Genomic DNA, 17,464 nt, shown 5'->3' on the forward strand with positions numbered 1-17,464 from the left:
TTGGAACGCCATAAAATTACTACCCTTTGTTTTGATCTAGATGGAACATTAGTGGAAATGCATCGTATTTTTTCTTTTCCTTTATTAGCTATGACCCTCTATCGTTTCTTTCCTGAAATTAGCATGATCCGCTTTCAGGGAATTTTCCATCAGGCTGTGCAAAAATTATTGAACAATACCACATCGCTTACAAACTTTGATGTTTTCATTAACCATTTAGTTGACTGTTCAAGGAGCAAGAACAAGGCAACCATTGAACGCTTAGTTCGTCAAATCTTTAGCAAAGATTTCCCTCGTTTAAAACATTTTTTTTACCCTATTCCGCAAAACAAAGAAATCTTGCTTTGGGCAAAAAAAAACAATTATCGTCTCATTCTTGCGACTAATCCGGTATTTCCAATCTCAGCAATTAAAACTCGCCTCGAAGCAGGTGGGCTTGATTTAAATTATTTTAATGGCGTTACCCATGCAGAAAATATGACAAGAACTAAACCTAGAGTTGAGTATTACCAAGAACTAGTATCTAAATTTCAATTACAACCTCACGAATGTCTTATGATTGGCAATGATCCCATAAAAGATTTACCAGCAGCTTGTGTGGGTATGAATACGTTTTTATTATCTACAGCAAAAAATCAACATGTGATTGCTAATCTTAATGATTCAAGACTGACTGCCCGCGGAAATTACCAAGCTCTTATCCATTATCTACAAAATAAGGCTAGCTTTACATGAAAACAATTGTCATTGCTGGTGTCGACGGAGCAGGTAAAACGACACTCTGCAACGCGCTTGAAAAGTTACTGCAACTCCAGGGATATAAAGTTGAGGTGGCCACTATTTGGGATATTTTAGACAAAAATCTTTTTATTGCTCCTGTAAGCAAGCAGAATATTCCAAAATATCTTCAGGCCTTGTCAAGCCAGGCAAGATCACTTTTTCTATTACATGGGATGGCCCAAGCTATTCATGTGGCACAAAAAGAAAATCCGCAGTTATTAATCATCAATAGCTATTGGTATAAATACTATATCACTGAATTGTTGCACGGTGCACCTCGCAGTGACCTAGATGCTATAGTAAAAATTTTCCCAAAACCAGACCTCGTTTACTATTTAGATATTTCTCCAGCGACTTTACTTAAAAGAAAGGAAGTGATTTCAGCTTATGAAAGCGGCAATGCAGAGGATAGAAAAAAAGGCTTTCTTAGTTTTCAAAAAAATGCCTTACAGGAATGGGATAAAATTAAACAGCCCAACTGGAAAACATTAGATACTAATTTAAGTATCGAGGATCTGGCGTGCATTGTTTTTGAAGATATTCAAAAGGAAAAGTTGTTATGATTTATATTTTTATCAATACCACGTCGGCAGGTCAAGCTGCACTCAAGAAGTGGCGTCAGGTAGAGCTAATTTTGCAAGAACAAGCCATTAACTATCGGCCTATTTTCACGGCGGGAATTGCTGAACTCACCCAACAACTTAAAGAGATTGCTACATTACAAACCTCAGAAACGGCACACATCCAATTAGTGAGTGCGGGCGGAGATGGTTCACTTCACACGCTCATAAACAAAATCTTTCAAATTTTTTCTGAGCCGCAGCGCAAAAGAATAAAGCTTGGGGCCATTAATTTAGGCAGTAGCAATGACTTTCACAAACCTTATCATAAGCTCTTAAAAGGACATAGCTTGCGAATGTCTACTCAAAGCACTGCTTATGATGTGGGGAGATGTCGTATGATTAACGAAACAGGAGAATCAAAAGAAACTTTGTTTCTAGTCAATGCCAGTATTGGACTAACAGCACAGGGAAATTACATCTTCAATACCAACCCCATAGTCCAACATTTTAAAAAAATTAATTTTAATGTTGCTAATTTCTGTACGCTGCTTCTTTTATTAAAAAATATCTCTCATCAGCAATTTTTTTTAGAATTAATTACCTCTGAGGGCGAAACAATAGTCTTTGATGAAATTATGTCAAACATGGGAATTCTCAAAACACCGAATGTATCCGGTGGCATGAACTTTGGTACACCAGTACAGCGCAACGATCGTTTACTTGATTTTGTTTTTACCAAAAAAATAAATATTGGCCAGTTATTTTCCCTGTTTATTAAACTCCACAAAGGGGCCTTCCTTAATGATAAAAACTCAGGTTTTCATTCTATTAATTCTATAAAAGTTTCATCATTGACACCCTTTTTATTGGAGATGGATGGAGAAATTATGGAACCTGTGCGCGAAGCGTTTTTTGATCTTCATCCTCAAACTATTCAAGTTTGTGAGGCTTTATGAGTAAACACTATACTATTTTAGGTATTGATGGCTCAGGTAAAACTGCGCTAGTTCATCGGCTAATGGCAACAACTAAGATTACTCAACCTAGTACTACCTTTATTAACGCCCCCAATTACCATGAGAGTTGGGACTCTCCTTTTAAAGATCTCTCGGCAAAATTAGAAATTTTTTCTTCCCTTTGTGATGAACTACAGTCTTTTGAACTCAAAGGTGTTGCACTATACTTACAAGCGACCTTATTTGGGGTTATTGAACAATTTTTTATTAATAACTGGCAACCAGCCATCATTTTATCCCAACGTCATCCAGTACTTGATTCTTTAGTTTATGGAGAACTTTATCGCCAACACGTGAAAGAAAACGATACTAGTACCCTTTCTGCTCAGTTATTATCAAAATTGCAAGCTCGCCAAGTGCCTTGGGATTTTATTTTGCGGTGGTTTGAACTGCATAAGCAGCGAACGAAGTCTCAATCTTCCATTTGGAATTTTTCAGAGGAAATTCTTAAGCTTTTTAAATTAGACTGGATAAGACTTACTGTTGAACTGCAATTTCGCTATCAAACGAAAATGCCCGATGGCATTATTTATATTCATCCAGAAGTGGAAACAGTTTTAGCTAACATTGATAGACGAGCAGAAGAAAGTCAAAGCAATAAAGAATTGCATGAAAACTTATCTGGCCTCCGCCAGTTAGAGAAAAATTATCAGAAAATGCTCAATTTTATAAAATGCAATTATTCTCATGTGCAAATTTTTGAAATTCCTGCTTATGATAACACGCAAATTGATAAAATTATTCAATACCTAGGAAACCATTTATGAAAACTGTTCTTATTACTGGAACAAGTAGCGGTATTGGTCAATCTTTTTTAGAAGAGTTTGGTAATGACCCAGGAATTAAAATTTTAGCTGGTTTAAAAACACAATATGAAGCCGAGACAGCTAAGCAATATTCTCAAGTTCAATACTTTGTTTTAGATTATGGCAATCATCAGGATTTTAAAAAGCTTGAAGATTATCTTTTGCGAAATAATTACACTATTGATACGTTAATTGCAAATGCCGGAGTTTCTACCTGGGGTCCGATGCTCGAAATCAACGAAGATACCTTTGAACAAATTTTTAAAATAAATTTTTTTGGCACAACGAAGTTAATTAAAACGGTACTTCCCTTTTTAGCGACTCAGGGAAAAATTATTGCCATGGGCTCAGGGTCGGCAACTACAACCATTCCTTTTATGGGTATTTATCCTATTTCTAAATTAGCTATTGATTATTTGATTACTTCATTACGCCGAGAAATGGCACATCATCCTACCTATTATCAAGTGCAATTCGCCATTATACACCCAGGCTCCATTAAGACGCCTATTTGGGAGGGTGCCAAGGAATTAAGTTTCAAAACGGATTTTCCCTTTTATGCAAAGGTAGCTTCATTTGGCTTAAAAACGATTGATGCCGACTTATCTAAGTCTACCAATCCAATACAGGTCGCTAAATTATTTCATCAACTTATTCTAAAAAGAAAAATTAAATCCACTTATTACATAGGAAGAAACATCAATGTAATACGCTTTTTAAATCTACTACCCCATCGTATGGTTGATTTTATATTTAAGTGGGGATTTAAATTGGGATTAAATTATAAAAACTCAACAAGTAAGAGAGACTGAATGCAGATGAATTAGCTTTGGCAGTAAGAAAATTGACTCATATAGTAATCTAATAGTGACTTGCTATGGGTTAACATACTCCTAAACACACTAGTACCTCAGGGCTTAAGTCCACCTAGTTGATTCTCAATTTTTAACACCTTCGACTTAACTTCAGGAAAAAAACTAAAACTATGAGCCCTAGATTGAACAGATAAGACCTTCTGGGCTCGGACTAATAAAGTGGACAACTTACCCTCATCAATTTCTAGAGATTGAGTAATTGCTCCCTCTTGGTTTAAGATATCAACAATTTTTATAAGCAATACTTGTTCCTTTGTAATGGTTGCCATAAGCGCATTTTCTTTTTTTACTTTACCTGTTTGAGGATCATAGACTGTGCCTCGAGATGCCTCCCTATAGTGCGCCAAAGTATATTGTTTCTTAGCGCTAACAATAGTAGAGCTTTTAGGGTTATCTTTGCCTAAAGCAAATAGGTCAGGGTTATCATATTGAAGCTTTTCTTTAATACAAATATCTTCAGCAGGCATGCCATATACTTCACGTATTCTCTGTACTTTTAATTGATGATATCTTATAAATTCATCCAAAGTTTCATATTGCCCCCATTTTAATAATTGTTCTGGCAATTGATCTGCTTTGAGAAAAACCACACGCTCATCAGGCGCTTCTGCGAAAAGGCCATCATATGGAAATTGTTTTTCAGCAACATCTATACTATCAAATAATGCCACACCATGCTTCATAAAATAACGAAGACTCAAAAAGGAAAATACAGCACAGGTATGATGATCTTTTTCTAAGATAGTACTATTGATGATAATTTTATAATCTAGCCCTAGGCGTTTTGCCAAGGCTCTAAGAGCAATGATTAACTCATGAGAACTAGTTGATTTAAAGGTTAATCCTCTTGTCGAATCATAAATAAAACATTTTAGAAGACCACCAGAACGGCGACAATATATTGAAACTGCATGACCTAAAGAAGCAAACGACATTCCCGCAATAATTTTTAAATCTTCATGCTCATCTAATCTATTAATGCCATCTAATAAAGACTCAAGATGAGTAAATTGATAAGGCCGATTTACAGCTTGTTTTTTCTCATCCCAAACCACAATGGTATTATTTGTATTATAGCGTTGATCGGATTTTTTTTTATAACATAAATCAGCCACCAATAGAGTAAGTCCTTCATAACTAATATAAGGCGCTTCGCCTCTACCTATGGCCTCAAGATTTTTTGGATCTCGTTTTAAAAAATCTTGTGCTAATTTTATTTTATCTTTTAAAGTTAGAGTAGGCATAATTTTACACTAAAACAATTAGTTCAAATTATACGGATAAAACAGTAACAAGTGTAGCCCGGATGAAGTGAAACGAAATCCGGGATGCTCGGAGCCCAATATTCTGGATTACGTCTGCGCCTACATCCAGGCTACGATAGCTGAATGCAGATGAGTTAGCTTTGGGATATTTAAAGTCATTGAATTCTATTCCACTGTAGGAGGCCAGGCAGCATGCTTTACATAACTTGCTTCATCACTGCCGGACCAGGGTGGCATAGTAACGCAAATAAATACCAAATCAACTGTATCACTTCTGTATTGAAAATGTGTTCCCAAGGGAATATCAATACTGACTCCAGGGACTAAAGAAGTAATGCTCTCTTCGTTATTTAACTTCCGCCAAATAGCACCTTCTCCTGAAAGAACATGCCAAAATTCAGATACCGTTTTATGACGAACTGCTTTAGAAATCGTTCCTGCCTTTAAAGTACAGTGAGCTATTCCACCTAAATGATTATTCATTAGTAATCGAACCTCAGCACCTGCTGGCGAGATATGCTGATACTCTTTGGGTATTTCTTGTGTTTTCATTTATTACCTTAATTATTTTCTGCATTCAAAAACAATGCTTTTATCTGTTTCACTAGGCGATGCGTGTCGGTCAAACGATTTAACCATTCGTACCTCACTAAAACCCACCTTAGTAAGTAGGTTAAGCAACCAAGAAGGCTCTTGATAAATGCGAATTCTATATTCTTCAACCTCTGTTTGAATGACATGGTTGTTAGCAATTAGTTCGTATTTACCGATAGAGCAACAAACATCCTCACTGAGCATAGCTAATTGACTGAATAGAATGATTGTGCCATCTTCTTTTGGCCATTTTGTGCCTCTCCATATACCTAATTCTTTAGGAACTGCATGGCGTGTTTCTACTTCAAATACAAAAAACCCTTTGTCTTCTATATGCTCATAAATAGTTTTTAAAGCTCTTTGGATATCTGCTTTTTCTGTAATGAGACCAAATGAACCACTAGGTATAAAAATTAAAGAATATTTATCGGCTTGATTTAAATCTTCAATAAAACCATGCCAGACTTTGGGATTAAGATTTTTGCCATTTGCCTTTGTATGCAGTCGCTCTAACATGGACTGACTTGCATCAAATCCATGAATATCAAATCCTTCTTCATTCAAAGGCAATAAAAATCGTCCTGTGCCGCACATAGGTTCTAAAATGGGGCCTTTAGCCTCTAGAACATAGCTTCGGTAGAATGAGTATTCATCTTGTGGTGCATTAGGTTTACTTAACTCATATACTTCAGTACAAAGATCCTGATAGGTACCTAGTTTTTTCATTGGTTCCTCATTGAAATCCAGTATCATTAAATATTCATCATATAAGGTATCATTAATTTTAAGCGCTTTAGGTTCGATACCATAAATCCTAAATCCATGTTGTTGATAAAATGAGCAGGCTCCAAAATTACTTATTACACAGGTTAGGTGCAATTGAGTGGCATGGGATTTAGCATACTGTATCAAAGTCTGCATTAATGCTGTTGCAATACCTTTTCTCCTGTAATCTGGACAAGTATACATACCCCAAAGCACGCCACGGTGTTTCATCTTAAGTGAACTAAGCATATAGAACCCAACACAAGACACCAAGACATCATCAACAAAGGCACCCAAGACATAGCTCTTATCTAACATATGTTGAAAATCAGCGTCAGACATAAGCACTTCCTCTTCGTAAGAGGATCCGAAACTCTCAGGCTCATTCTTTAGTGCTTCTAATCGAAATGACCTCCATATTTCCCAGTCTTCCTGTATTAGCTTTTTTAACTTCATAAACTGATCTCCATCACTGTTAGAGGATGAGATTTGAACTTATCCATACTAATTTCTTTTCATCCAGGCGTCTATAATACTCAGGTATGGTATAAAAGCATTAGATCCTGCTATTGCAGAAGGATTAAAAGCACAGCGTGAAGGTGAAATAAAGCAAGTGCAAAACATTTCGGAATTATTCAACATATATTTTCTACAAAAAGGCCATCGCAAATCAGCAAGCGTAGCCCGGATGAAGTGAAACGAAATCCGGGATGCTCGAAGCCCAATATCCTGGATTACGGCTGCGCCTACGTCCAGGCTACACCAGCTGATACTAATAAATAAGGTTGTCATGATACAGCTCAAAAAGGACGAGAAAGATTTATGGGAGTCCCAAAGTGGGGTAATTGCGCTTAAAACTGTTAAAGAACTAGCTTACTTCCATACTATTAGCAAATAGTGTGGAAGGTTAAGAAGTTACTAAATGATACAGCAGAACTTGGATTCAGGTTTTTCACCTTGTTGCGCATCAAGTGCTTGCTTTAAATCATTTATAAGCGTCTTAGGCAATTGATGAATTATAGTAACGTGATTATTATTTCTTTTCTCTGAAGAAGGTTCCTTCAAATAAGCTAATATGCTCAATAATAATGTTTTTTCTCGCGTAGCAATAGCAATTAACTTGTCATCATAAAATGCAACTCTTTTTCCTTTCAACCCTTCTTCGCCTACCTCTACATATTTCTCAAATAGTTGAGCCATTTGCCCATCAGTCAGATTATACTCAAATTCCAATTCATCTAAAGTATGTAGATAGGTCTTACCTTTTGGTGGAATAAGCGAGGTAAATGAAACATTGGGGGGAGATGGTTTGAATAGATAGAAAAAATTCATAATGATTTTCCATATTATAAAATCATTAATTATATACCACTTATATTTCAACAGGCGATACTAAATAGCTAAATATCAGTTCAATTGTATAGTAATATTTCATTCAACTATAGTGCTCTGCTATTCCTTTAATTGTAGATTTTTCCTATAGTTTGCTGCTTGCATTATTTCATCTCGCTGCCTATCGCTTTTGCTATTCCCCTGTTCTTCTGCTCGTAAACAAAAGAACATCCGCGATATGCTTTATTTATGTCATTTAGAGAATAATACCATGTTAAAATCACAGGATTGCTTTGTATTAATAAAACTATTGGCAAATATCGGAAGTAAACTATCCCAGCCAGCGTAGCCCGGATGAAGTGACACGAAATCCGGGATGCTCAAAGCCCTATATCCTGGATTACGGCTGCGCCTACATCCAGGCTACTCTAGCTCATTCAGCGCCGTGCTTATGGCTTTAGAAATTTTGAAAATTATAGGTTGAGAGTTAAAGTCTTGTGTTCTTGATTAATGCCCCCGTAAATAGGGAAGACCCAAAAAGTTGCCCCAAATGGGAAAGACCTGAGTTTGGAAGACCTATCTAATTCTATTGGTCGGGACGGAAGGATTTGAACCTTCGACCACTAGCACCCCATGCTCTTGATATCAAATATAATTGAAATTACATTTTGGTATTTTTTATCTGAAAAACCCCATATAAACAGTCTATTTTCGTATTTTCCTTGTATCAAATGATAACATCGAATATCATTCGATAACACAAAAAAGTGTACCTAAAAGTGTACCTAAAACGGATTCTTGTTGTGAGTAACTTTACCAATACTTATATTAAAAACTTAAAACCTCGGCCAAATAAGCAGTATGAAGAATATGAGGGTCAAGGGTTTGGTATTAAGGTCTCTCCTGCAGGAACAAAGACATGGATCTATCGATATAAGATAAACGATAAAACTGAAAAAGTCAGTTTAGGCCACTATCCTAGTATGAGTTTGGCAGATGCTAAGAGAAAATTTCTTGAATTAAAAGAATTAAAGCGCCAATCTATCAATCCTAAACAAGTTCTTACACCCAAAATAGAAGAAGATAAAGATACTGTTAAAGAACTAGTGAATCGCTGGTATAGCAATTATGTCTTCAAACATAGGAAACAACCCCTGCAAATCCGCCAGCTCATTAATGCCGATATTATTCCCCTTCTAGGAGAAAAATACATCGATGAAATAGAAGCCAAAGATATCACAAAAGCATTAGATAAAATTGTTGCCCGAGGCTCAAATGTCCATGCGAATAAAGTGTTAAGTGCTATCAAGCAGGCCTTCAACTACGCTGTCAGCAGAGGTGAACTTAAGAGCAATCCAGCGATTCATATTCGTGCAAGAGATATAGGCGGTGTCGAAAGACCTCGGGAGCGATTTTTAACATTAGAAGAAATCAAACAACTTTGGAAATTCTTAGATAATGGCAAACACAGCGTCTCATTACAAATCAAAAATGCTCTCAAGATATTACTGTTAACAGGTGTTCGCACTGGCGAACTAAGAGTAGCCAATTGGAATGAGTTTGACTTTGAAAACTCATTATGGACCATCCCTGCTACCAACACCAAAACTGGCATAACTATGCGAGTTCATTTAACAAACATGGCTAAATCACTTTTTATGGAATTATACAATTGCAGCATGGGTAATTGTGTCCTAAGTGGCACAGACGGTCAAAGCCCGCTTTCTGACCGCGCCCTACCGAAAGCTGTAATCCGCCTACAAGAAAGAATTGGTATTAATAAATGGACAGCTCATGACCTTCGAAGAACCTTTGCTACTCAGCTTGGAGAAACCCTACGCATTGATCCCGTTGTTATTGAAAAATGTTTAGGACATAAAATGCCTAAAATTATGGCAACTTATAATAAAAATGAAATGCTGCCAGAACGTAAAGAAGCCCTGGATAAATGGGCAAAATACATTGAAAAACTAGTCTATGCCGAAGACAAAAGTTATTATACATCCATTATTGAAAAGGATGTACTCTATGAATATTGATCAACTGAGACAACTTGTTAAGAAGGGCGAATCAGATCATTTAGAATTCAAAATCTCTACCAGCCAACTTAAATCCGCATTTGAAACAGCATGTGCTTTTTTAAATTTAAAAGGTGGATTTATCATATTTGGAGTTAAAAATAACGGGGAACTGATTGGACAAAATGTATCTGATAATACCAAACAAGAGATAGCACGTGAAATCAGAAAAATCGAGCCAACTGTATTTATCGATATTCATTATATTCACTTAAATAATGATAAACAAATAATCGTATTAGACGTCCCTGAAGGAAAACACGTTCCTTATACTTACGATGGTCGCCCATTTGAACGCACAACCTCAACTACATCAAGAATGACTCAGCACCGACTTGAGCAAATGATTATTAAACGAAATTATCTCAATCATGATTGGGAAGAACATTTAACTGACGAATTCCAAGTTGATGATCTAGATCATCAAGAGATTATAATCACCATTAAAGAAGGAATTAGCAAAAACCGTATTAGTCCTACAGCAATTAACTATAGCATCGAACAGATTTTAGATAATTTTAAATTAATCAAAGATGGGAAGCTTACTAATGCAGCAGTAGTCTTATTCGCAAAAAATCCAGAAAAAATATTTTCACGCTGCGAAATAAAAATGGCTCGATTTAGAGGGCGCACTAAAGTAGAGGGCTTTATTGATAATCAATGGGAAAGAGGAAATGCTTTTCAACTCATCACCCTTGCCCACCATTTCGCTAACCGCCATTTACCTATCGCAAGCTATTTTGTGCCAGGAAAGCTACAAAGAATAGATGAACCTGCGGTTCCACAATTAGCGCTAAGAGAAGCGTTAATCAATGCTATCTGTCATAAAGATTATAGTGTTCGTGCAGCAACAACCAGTTTTGCAATTTACGATGATCGCTTAGAACTATGGAATCCAGGCGGTTTGCTTCCTGAAATCAAAATAGAACAACTTAAAGAACCACATAATTCATATCCACGCAATGAATTAATTGCAGATGTATTTTATAAAAGAGGCTGGATAGAAAAATGGGGAACAGGTACTACGCGAATGATAGAGTACTGTAGAAAAAATAATACTCCCGAACCTGAATTTACTGATAGTTCTCATGGTTTTTCAGTTACTTTCAATTTTAAGGAAGCAATGAATACAGGCCTCTCTTCAGAACCAACAATTAATTTAACTCAACGTCAAAGGGAAATTATCTCTCTATTAAAGAATGCAGAAGAGATGTCTCTAAAAGAAATTAGGGAACAGTTACCAGTGTTGCTTGCTGAAAGCACCATTCGTGAGAACTTAAATCATTTAAAGACAAAAGGGATAGTTACCACCCGAGGCCAAGCTAGATTAACAAAATGGTTATTAATCAATAAATAAGCTGCGATCCGTATCCAACGGTATCCAACGGTATCCAACGGTATCCAACGGTATATTGATCCATTTATTCGATTCAATAATTTTAATATTCGCGTTTATTAGGATATTGCATATTCCGACTCAATGTGAAGCAATAGAAATTTGATATATAATAAGGCTCGACCCACCTTTGTTATTTTATGGCATATTCTAGTCTTAAGGCGACAATGGCGTATTTATACCATGTGAAAAAAGGTTAAAGACGAAAGTGTTTTTCTTATATATCTATTCTAAATTGACAAGAAAATAGGTGTAAAAATTATTTATGATCATGTCTGTGATGCACATCAGGATAATGAGGGTGTGAATGCTTTATCGCCTCATGATGATGGTTATGTGTATGGGGCTCCTTGCCATCCCAGAGAAAAGCATGTGAATGTTGGTGGTGTTCGTCATGAGTATGACTGTGACTATGCGCTAGTGGCTCATGCGTATGTTCATGCTCATGATGTTCGGTGAGATGTAGCCACACACCAATCCCCATTAATCCAGATGCAATCCAAAATGTCATAAATGTATTTTCATGAAAAAATAAAATGGCAATTGCCGCACCAATAAAAGGGGCTGTCGAAAAATATGCACCTGTTCTGGCAGTGCCTAAGCCTCGTAAAGCAAGAACAAATAAAACAAGGCTTGCACTATAACCAATAAATCCAACCAGTAAGGCATAAACGGTTGTTAAGAAGGCAGGCAATGTTAATCCAAAGGAAAGCGCCAAGCTTATACTCACGATACCTGAGACAAGGCCTTTGCTTCCTGCAATGAACAAAGGGTCGCCCGCAGATACTTTGCGTGTGAGGTTATTGTCAATCGCCCAACATAGACAAGCCCCTGCAATAGCAACTGGCCCAAATAGATTATAGGCTGTTGCTTGACCTTGAGGCCATGACAATAAGACGCCACCTACCACAATCAAAAAAATGCCAAGTATAATTCGTGGGGCTGTATTTTCTTTAAAAACAAGCCAGGCTAATAAGGCGGTGAGTACAGCTTCAAGGTTTAATAATAAAGAGGCTGTTGCAGAACTCGTTTGCTGTAAGCCAACCATTAATAAGATAGGGCCTAAAATGCCGCCAAAACCAATAGCACCCAACAACCAAATCCAATCGTCTTTGACTAACCCCGAAGTTTGCCAACCGCGGTCTTTAATAAAGCGTACTAGCGTTAACCCAATACCACTACCAGCATACAACAAGCCAGCCAGTAACAAAGGCGAGATTTGCCCAACCAGCTCTTTAGCAAAGGGGGTGCTGCCACCAAAAAACACAGCAGCGCCTAAAGCGGCTAAGGTTGGAGACAACGCTCGTATACGTACCATTTAGACTTTCTTCTGGAAAATAAATAAATTATAGCATCACTCGGTAGGCGATTGTGCGTAGAACCCTCCATTCCCTGAAGTATGAATTCAGCAAACATCACGAGATGGACCACAGCAAACACGGGATAAAAACATCGAAACCGATAGCGTCTTAATTGAGGTTAACCGCCACTGTATTGATGACAATGGCGTGTTAAATCCCTGATAAAAAAATTTAAGGCTAATGTGTCCATTTAACAGCAGGAAACAAACGTATTTTTAAGCAAAAAACGGTGCTATCTTTTTTTATCGTCTGCATTGATAAGCAATGCCTTCTAAGGTATGGGTGTCTACTAAATGTGTTTTGGGATTACCATTGTACGTTGCTTTGTCACTAATAATAACCACCGTATTACCGCCTAATTGCGCTGTTTTATTTTTCAATATGTTCACTTCATCTTGATATAAATGCTCATGCGACTGATAGGCTTGACTGACCCCATTCACATCAGAAGCCATTATTTTGCCTAAATTTTTACACTGTTTAATTGCTGTACGCGATTGAGCAACAGTGACAAGGTGTGCTTCAGGTAGTAGTGCTGCATTGTTACTGCAACCTACTAGTGCCAGCAATACAACAGGTATAGCGCCATAAGTAATTCTTCTCATTTTAATTGACTCTCCTTTTATTTAAATCCATTTATATCTTTAATGTGTCGCGTGTTGCATGGTTAAAGCGGGTGCCTTAACGCCCGGATAACTCATAATCGTCATCATGCCACTTTCCTGATGATAGAGCATATGACAATGGAGCATCCAATTGCCTGGATTATCGGTATCAAATTGTACTTTAACTGTGGAGTTAGGTCGTACTAAAACGGTATCATGCAGCAATCCGCCATCAATTTTTTTACCATCAATTTCAGTGACTTCAAACACGTGACCATGCAGATGCATCGGATGGGCCATCATCGTCTTGTTATTAAATACCATTTCCACTCGTTTATTGTCACTCACCTTTAATGGATTAATCTTAGGCCACACCTGATTATTGATTGTCCAAACATAGTGCATCATGTCGCCTTCTAAATTAACTATTAACGTTTGGCCAGGCGCTTTTTTTGCTAAAGGCGTTGCCGCTTTAAACTGAAATTCTTGGTCATAGTTAAGCGCCCCTGCTGTGAATGCAGCTCGTTCATTAAGCATAGGAACTTTAGCCTTGGGCGTTGCTAAAATAAGGCCTGTTTGCAAATTCGTACCCTCTCCTTGTGCCAAGATAGGATAAGCATTTTCGCCTGCTGGAATGGTAACTATGACATCAAGACGTTGGCCTACGGCCAGCTGAAACTGATTGCCTTTCACAGGCTTAATCGCTTCACCGTCAATCGCAATTGCAACTCCTGCTAGAAGGCCCGTGTTTATAAAAAAATTAGTCATGGCAGCGCCTGCGATAAAACGCAAACGTACCTTATCGCCTGGCTTAACTTGGATGACCTCAGGATTTTTTAACGTCCGATAATTGGTTAAAAACGCGTCATACGCCACATCATTTAAATCAGTCGCTGTTTGTTTTTTCATCGGCATGCCAGACATCCCATTACCATGTTGCATACCAGGCATGTTTCCTTTTTTTAACTCAGCAAAAATAACCTCAGGTTTTTTAAAACTAAAATCTCCAATAAACACTGTGACTTCTTTGCTAGACGGCACATCGCTCGGGTCAGCAATAATCAACGGTGCGGATAAAAATTGCTGCACTTGTAAGTCATGATGCGAATGCATCCAATAAGTTCCGGCTTGCTTAAGCTTAAAGCGATAATGATACTCACCACCGGCAGGAATGGGTGGCTGAGTGACATAAGGCACCCCGTCTTGATTATTAGGCACGATTAACCCATGCCAATGAAGCACCGTTGGTTTATCGGTTTGATTTTTAACAACGACGTCAAACATCCCGCCTTTCATACCTCGATAACCCCACGTGCCATCCGGTTGCTCAATACGAAACAAATCCACACGCTTCCCATTGACTTGGACTTGATATTTTTTAATAAGCAGTTGAGAAGGGGAGATTGTTTGAGTGGGCAAGGCGTTTGTCTCAGCAGACGCTACATTGAAAGCGAGCATGGTCAATACCATACTCTTTAAAGTATTAGGTAATAACACGATAAAAAGTCCTTAATGAGAAGCAAGTAGTTGATACATTGCCCGCAATTGGTTTAACAATTTTTGTAATCTAATCCAATTAGCAAAAGAAAAAACCGCTTAAGCTTAAGACATGCCTTTAAAGTTAACTCACCAAGATAGAATATAGATTTTTCAGCCTAACTTTTTTATAATATCAGTGAGCGAATAGTAAAATAATTTTAGAATTTTTCCTTATTATTTGGGTAAGTAGCAAAGCCACAAGATTCGTCCCTATCAGAGGTTTTTTTATATTCGGTTTGTAACGTTGTATGTTGAATATTAAATTGGGTTAATAACATTTTCTGAACATTGGCTCTTACCAATTCTTCTTTAGCATTTGAAGCAATAACAACATGTGCTGTGAGGCTAATTTTATTACTTGTAATAGCCCAAATATGTAAGTCATGTATTTCTATCACATCTTCTACTTGCGTCATTTGAATTTTAATTTTTTCTAAATCAATCCCTTCTGGCACGCCTTCTAAGAGAATATTAACCGTCTCTTTTAAGAGCAGCCAAGTGCGCGGCAAAACCCATAAGCCAATTAAAACAGCAATAGCAGAATCTATCCAACTCCATCCCAAAAAGCGGATGAAAAGTGCTGCTATGATAACGCCCAAAGAGCCTAACATATCACTCCAGACTTCAAGATAGGCGCTTTTAAGATTTAGGCTTTCATCCTTATTCCGAGATAAAAGATACATTGAAATTAAATTAACGATTAAACCAATGAAGGCTATAATTAACATGCCTAACGAGGAAATTTCTGGCGGTTGCTTTAACCGTTGATAAGCCTCAAATAAAATATAGAGTGCCACTAAAAAAAGCAAGCCTGCATTAAATGTGGCCGCTAAAATTTCAAAACGATAATAACCAAAGGTACGACGAGTATCTGCTGGACGGCGGCTTACTCGTATAGCAATTAATGCAATTATAAGGGCTGTTACATCCGTTAACATATGCGCTGCATCAGATAGTAAGGCAAGGCTCCCTGTAATAATTCCACCAACCACTTCAGCAATTAAAAACCCGCCTGTTAATAAAAGGGCAAGCCAAAGTGAGCGCTCCTTTGAAGGTCCCTTTAAATCTTGATGAGCAGCTTGATTCATTATTTTTCCTAACAAGGCGAATAAATTACGCTTTTTGTTTAAAGGGATTTATGTGTTTCTTTACCATGCATAACTATTCTTTGCTCAGTTTTATGAGCAAACACATCATATAAAACCACACTAACATTGTTCGTGACGGACTGCTTCCACACTGACTCTTTAAGAGCACGAGAGGCTTGCTTATAACCCATATTTATGTTTGCTTTAACAGCTGCTTTAGTAAAATTATAGTCCTTAGATGAGCGGTCGCTCTTCTGCGCATGGCGGTGAAACTTTACAAGAGTCATTTTTGTCGTATTTCCCATTAAAGGAATATGTTTATACTGAGGCTTCTTTTTTTGATAGGCTGGTAAAAGATTGTAAATTTCTTTGAGTGTATGGCGTAAGTCCTGATTTTCGCAAAAATTATTTAAGGTATGCTGGTAATTGCTGGTATAAATAATCTCTTTCTGTTTTAACAGTACTTTATCTAGTGAATTCGGCAAGGCTCCATCGGGGTCAAAAAGCTGCATCATAAAACAAAGGGTATTTATATTGGGGAGGTCATTTAATATTATTTCAAGCGAGCTGTTATTCACTAAAGCACCATCCCAATAATACTCCTTATCAATCTTTACTGCTGGAAAACCTGGGGGTAGTGCACCGCTAGCCATAATATGTTCAATTCCAATGTACTGCTTTGCTGAATCAAATTGCACCTGTTGACCGGTGCTTAACTGGACCGCCGATAAAGTTAGACGCACCTCACCATTATTAAGAATATCAAAATCAATTAACTCCCTAAGCGTCTCTTTCAACAACGACGTATCATAAAAGCTCACGTTGTCTGGCGTCTCTTGATATAAAAAAAGAGGGTTAATTGGCTTTGGAGAAAAAAATCCTGGCTGCCCCCAAAACAGAGAGGTTTGAGCTTGCCAAACATCATTTAATTCACTCAGATGCATTGGATTAAACAATAAAGGCCACCAATTTAAATAACTGGGCGTAATGACTCTTTGCCAGAATTCTTTCAATTTTGGCAGGCGTTGCTCTGTCTTATTGCCGGCTACAATAGCCGCATTAATAGCCCCAATAGAAATTCCACTGACCCAGTTAACTAAATAGCCAGCCTTCCATAGTGCTTCATAAACACCGACTTGAAATGCCCCTAAAGCACCACCCCCTTCAAATAAAAAAGCAATCCTATCCCAGTTGTTGTCATCTTTATCCATTATTTAGGCTCTGTATTTTATATTTGATTTATCTATTTTAAAGACAAAATACCCCAGATGAGCTAGAGTAATTTTTTTCAAAAGCTTATCTTAATCTAGGGTCCTCTTGATAACATGCCTGCTTCAAGGCTATTACCTACTAAAAATTCATTGACTGTATTTACTTCAGTCCTTTGTTGAAAGGACATGA

At 37.3% G+C, this 17,464-nt stretch carries 16 protein-coding genes and 1 pseudogene; 8 read left to right on the forward strand and 9 right to left on the reverse strand.

Annotated features, from left to right (window positions below; all coding sequences use genetic code 11):
- Genes ACNVED_RS13045 through ACNVED_RS13065 form a run of 5 tightly spaced genes read left to right on the forward strand, consistent with a single transcriptional unit; the run spans position 1 to position 3,977 of the window.
- Entirely contained in the window at positions 1-735 is a 735-nt protein-coding gene (locus ACNVED_RS13045) for an HAD family hydrolase (protein ID WP_419419426.1), read from the forward strand.
- Positions 732-1,343: a hypothetical protein gene (locus ACNVED_RS13050; RefSeq protein ID WP_419419427.1), complete on the forward strand. Its 612-nt coding sequence runs from the start codon at positions 732-734 to the stop codon at positions 1,341-1,343. The genes ACNVED_RS13045 and ACNVED_RS13050 overlap by 4 nt, the downstream gene beginning before the upstream one ends.
- Positions 1,340-2,299, forward strand: coding sequence for a diacylglycerol/lipid kinase family protein (locus tag ACNVED_RS13055; RefSeq protein WP_419419428.1), 960 nt, complete (start codon positions 1,340-1,342; stop codon positions 2,297-2,299). The genes ACNVED_RS13050 and ACNVED_RS13055 overlap by 4 nt, the downstream gene beginning before the upstream one ends.
- Complete coding sequence (locus tag ACNVED_RS13060) at positions 2,296-3,126, forward strand: hypothetical protein (RefSeq protein ID WP_419419429.1); 831 nt, start codon at positions 2,296-2,298, stop codon at positions 3,124-3,126. The genes ACNVED_RS13055 and ACNVED_RS13060 overlap by 4 nt, the downstream gene beginning before the upstream one ends.
- On the forward strand, positions 3,123-3,977 hold the full coding sequence (locus ACNVED_RS13065) for an SDR family NAD(P)-dependent oxidoreductase (protein WP_419419430.1): 855 nt from the start codon (positions 3,123-3,125) through the stop codon (positions 3,975-3,977). The genes ACNVED_RS13060 and ACNVED_RS13065 overlap by 4 nt, the downstream gene beginning before the upstream one ends.
- A 98-nt stretch (positions 3,978-4,075) precedes the next feature.
- Here the strand turns inward: ACNVED_RS13065 and ACNVED_RS13070 are convergent, their stop codons facing one another.
- The 4 genes from ACNVED_RS13070 to ACNVED_RS13085 all read right to left on the reverse strand — a co-directional run bounded on the left by ACNVED_RS13070 (position 4,076) and on the right by ACNVED_RS13085 (position 7,996).
- On the reverse strand, positions 4,076-5,284 hold the full coding sequence (locus ACNVED_RS13070) for a hypothetical protein (protein ID WP_419419431.1): 1,209 nt from the start codon (positions 5,282-5,284) through the stop codon (positions 4,076-4,078).
- Positions 5,285-5,470: 186 nt separating this feature from the next.
- Positions 5,471-5,857 (reverse strand): cupin, encoded by a 387-nt coding sequence (locus ACNVED_RS13075; protein ID WP_419419432.1) that lies wholly within the window; start codon positions 5,855-5,857, stop codon positions 5,471-5,473.
- A gap of 12 nt (positions 5,858-5,869) precedes the next feature.
- Positions 5,870-7,120, reverse strand: coding sequence for a GNAT family N-acetyltransferase (locus ACNVED_RS13080; protein WP_419419433.1), 1,251 nt, complete (start codon positions 7,118-7,120; stop codon positions 5,870-5,872).
- A 462-nt stretch (positions 7,121-7,582) separates the two neighbouring features.
- Positions 7,583-7,996 carry a hypothetical protein gene (locus ACNVED_RS13085; protein WP_419419434.1) on the reverse strand — a complete coding sequence of 138 codons (414 nt, stop codon included), beginning with the start codon at positions 7,994-7,996 and terminating at the stop codon, positions 7,583-7,585.
- Positions 7,997-8,428: 432 nt separating this feature from the next.
- Here ACNVED_RS13085 and ACNVED_RS13090 point away from each other — a divergent pair.
- From ACNVED_RS13090 to ACNVED_RS13100, 3 genes and pseudogenes are all read left to right on the forward strand, one after another.
- Positions 8,429-8,503, forward strand: a pseudogene (locus tag ACNVED_RS13090) (transposase); the annotation flags it as partial.
- Positions 8,504-8,799: 296 nt separating this feature from the next.
- Complete coding sequence (locus ACNVED_RS13095; RefSeq protein ID WP_419419435.1) at positions 8,800-10,035, forward strand: tyrosine-type recombinase/integrase; 1,236 nt, start codon at positions 8,800-8,802, stop codon at positions 10,033-10,035.
- The gene (locus tag ACNVED_RS13100) at positions 10,025-11,431 is read left to right on the forward strand and encodes an ATP-binding protein (protein WP_419419436.1); all 1,407 of its coding nucleotides are present in this window, start codon (positions 10,025-10,027) and stop codon (positions 11,429-11,431) included. The genes ACNVED_RS13095 and ACNVED_RS13100 overlap by 11 nt, the downstream gene beginning before the upstream one ends.
- Positions 11,432-11,729: 298 nt before the next feature.
- On the opposite strand, the gene ACNVED_RS13105 is transcribed toward ACNVED_RS13100, so the two are convergent.
- The 5 genes from ACNVED_RS13105 to ACNVED_RS13125 form a co-directional block, all read right to left on the reverse strand.
- On the reverse strand, positions 11,730-12,788 hold the full coding sequence (locus ACNVED_RS13105; RefSeq protein WP_419419437.1) for an EamA family transporter: 1,059 nt from the start codon (positions 12,786-12,788) through the stop codon (positions 11,730-11,732).
- 285 nt (positions 12,789-13,073) lie between these two features.
- Positions 13,074-13,436 (reverse strand): DUF4156 domain-containing protein, encoded by a 363-nt coding sequence (locus tag ACNVED_RS13110; RefSeq protein WP_419419438.1) that lies wholly within the window; start codon positions 13,434-13,436, stop codon positions 13,074-13,076.
- Between the two features lie 39 nt (positions 13,437-13,475).
- Positions 13,476-14,933 (reverse strand): multicopper oxidase family protein, encoded by a 1,458-nt coding sequence (locus ACNVED_RS13115; RefSeq protein ID WP_419419439.1) that lies wholly within the window; start codon positions 14,931-14,933, stop codon positions 13,476-13,478.
- 200 nt (positions 14,934-15,133) lie between these two features.
- The gene (locus ACNVED_RS13120; RefSeq protein ID WP_419419440.1) at positions 15,134-16,063 is read right to left on the reverse strand and encodes a cation diffusion facilitator family transporter; all 930 of its coding nucleotides are present in this window, start codon (positions 16,061-16,063) and stop codon (positions 15,134-15,136) included.
- 38 nt (positions 16,064-16,101) lie between these two features.
- The gene (locus tag ACNVED_RS13125; protein WP_419419441.1) at positions 16,102-17,274 is read right to left on the reverse strand and encodes a patatin-like phospholipase family protein; all 1,173 of its coding nucleotides are present in this window, start codon (positions 17,272-17,274) and stop codon (positions 16,102-16,104) included.
- Positions 17,275-17,464 lie beyond the last annotated feature (190 nt).

Origin of the sequence: Legionella sp. D16C41 (assembly GCF_048541585.1) — a bacterium.
Lineage (GTDB): Bacteria > Pseudomonadota > Gammaproteobacteria > Legionellales > Legionellaceae > Legionella_C.

What these genes read in the sequence shown, in the direction of transcription:
- ACNVED_RS13110 (WP_419419438.1), bottom strand. Translation starts at nt 13,436, where the DNA reads ATGAGAAGAATTACTTATGGCGCTATACCTGTTGTATTGCTGGCACTA.
- ACNVED_RS13120 (WP_419419440.1), bottom strand. Translation starts at nt 16,063, where the DNA reads ATGAATCAAGCTGCTCATCAAGATTTAAAGGGACCTTCAAAGGAGCGC.
- ACNVED_RS13075 (WP_419419432.1), bottom strand. Translation starts at nt 5,857, where the DNA reads ATGAAAACACAAGAAATACCCAAAGAGTATCAGCATATCTCGCCAGCA.
- ACNVED_RS13080 (WP_419419433.1), bottom strand. Translation starts at nt 7,120, where the DNA reads ATGAAGTTAAAAAAGCTAATACAGGAAGACTGGGAAATATGGAGGTCA.
- ACNVED_RS13100 (WP_419419436.1), top strand. Translation starts at nt 10,025, where the DNA reads ATGAATATTGATCAACTGAGACAACTTGTTAAGAAGGGCGAATCAGAT.
- ACNVED_RS13055 (WP_419419428.1), top strand. Translation starts at nt 1,340, where the DNA reads ATGATTTATATTTTTATCAATACCACGTCGGCAGGTCAAGCTGCACTC.
- ACNVED_RS13070 (WP_419419431.1), bottom strand. Translation starts at nt 5,284, where the DNA reads ATGCCTACTCTAACTTTAAAAGATAAAATAAAATTAGCACAAGATTTT.
- ACNVED_RS13060 (WP_419419429.1), top strand. Translation starts at nt 2,296, where the DNA reads ATGAGTAAACACTATACTATTTTAGGTATTGATGGCTCAGGTAAAACT.
- ACNVED_RS13105 (WP_419419437.1), bottom strand. Translation starts at nt 12,788, where the DNA reads ATGGTACGTATACGAGCGTTGTCTCCAACCTTAGCCGCTTTAGGCGCT.
- ACNVED_RS13085 (WP_419419434.1), bottom strand. Translation starts at nt 7,996, where the DNA reads ATGAATTTTTTCTATCTATTCAAACCATCTCCCCCCAATGTTTCATTT.
- ACNVED_RS13125 (WP_419419441.1), bottom strand. Translation starts at nt 17,274, where the DNA reads ATGGATAAAGATGACAACAACTGGGATAGGATTGCTTTTTTATTTGAA.
- ACNVED_RS13065 (WP_419419430.1), top strand. Translation starts at nt 3,123, where the DNA reads ATGAAAACTGTTCTTATTACTGGAACAAGTAGCGGTATTGGTCAATCT.
- ACNVED_RS13050 (WP_419419427.1), top strand. Translation starts at nt 732, where the DNA reads ATGAAAACAATTGTCATTGCTGGTGTCGACGGAGCAGGTAAAACGACA.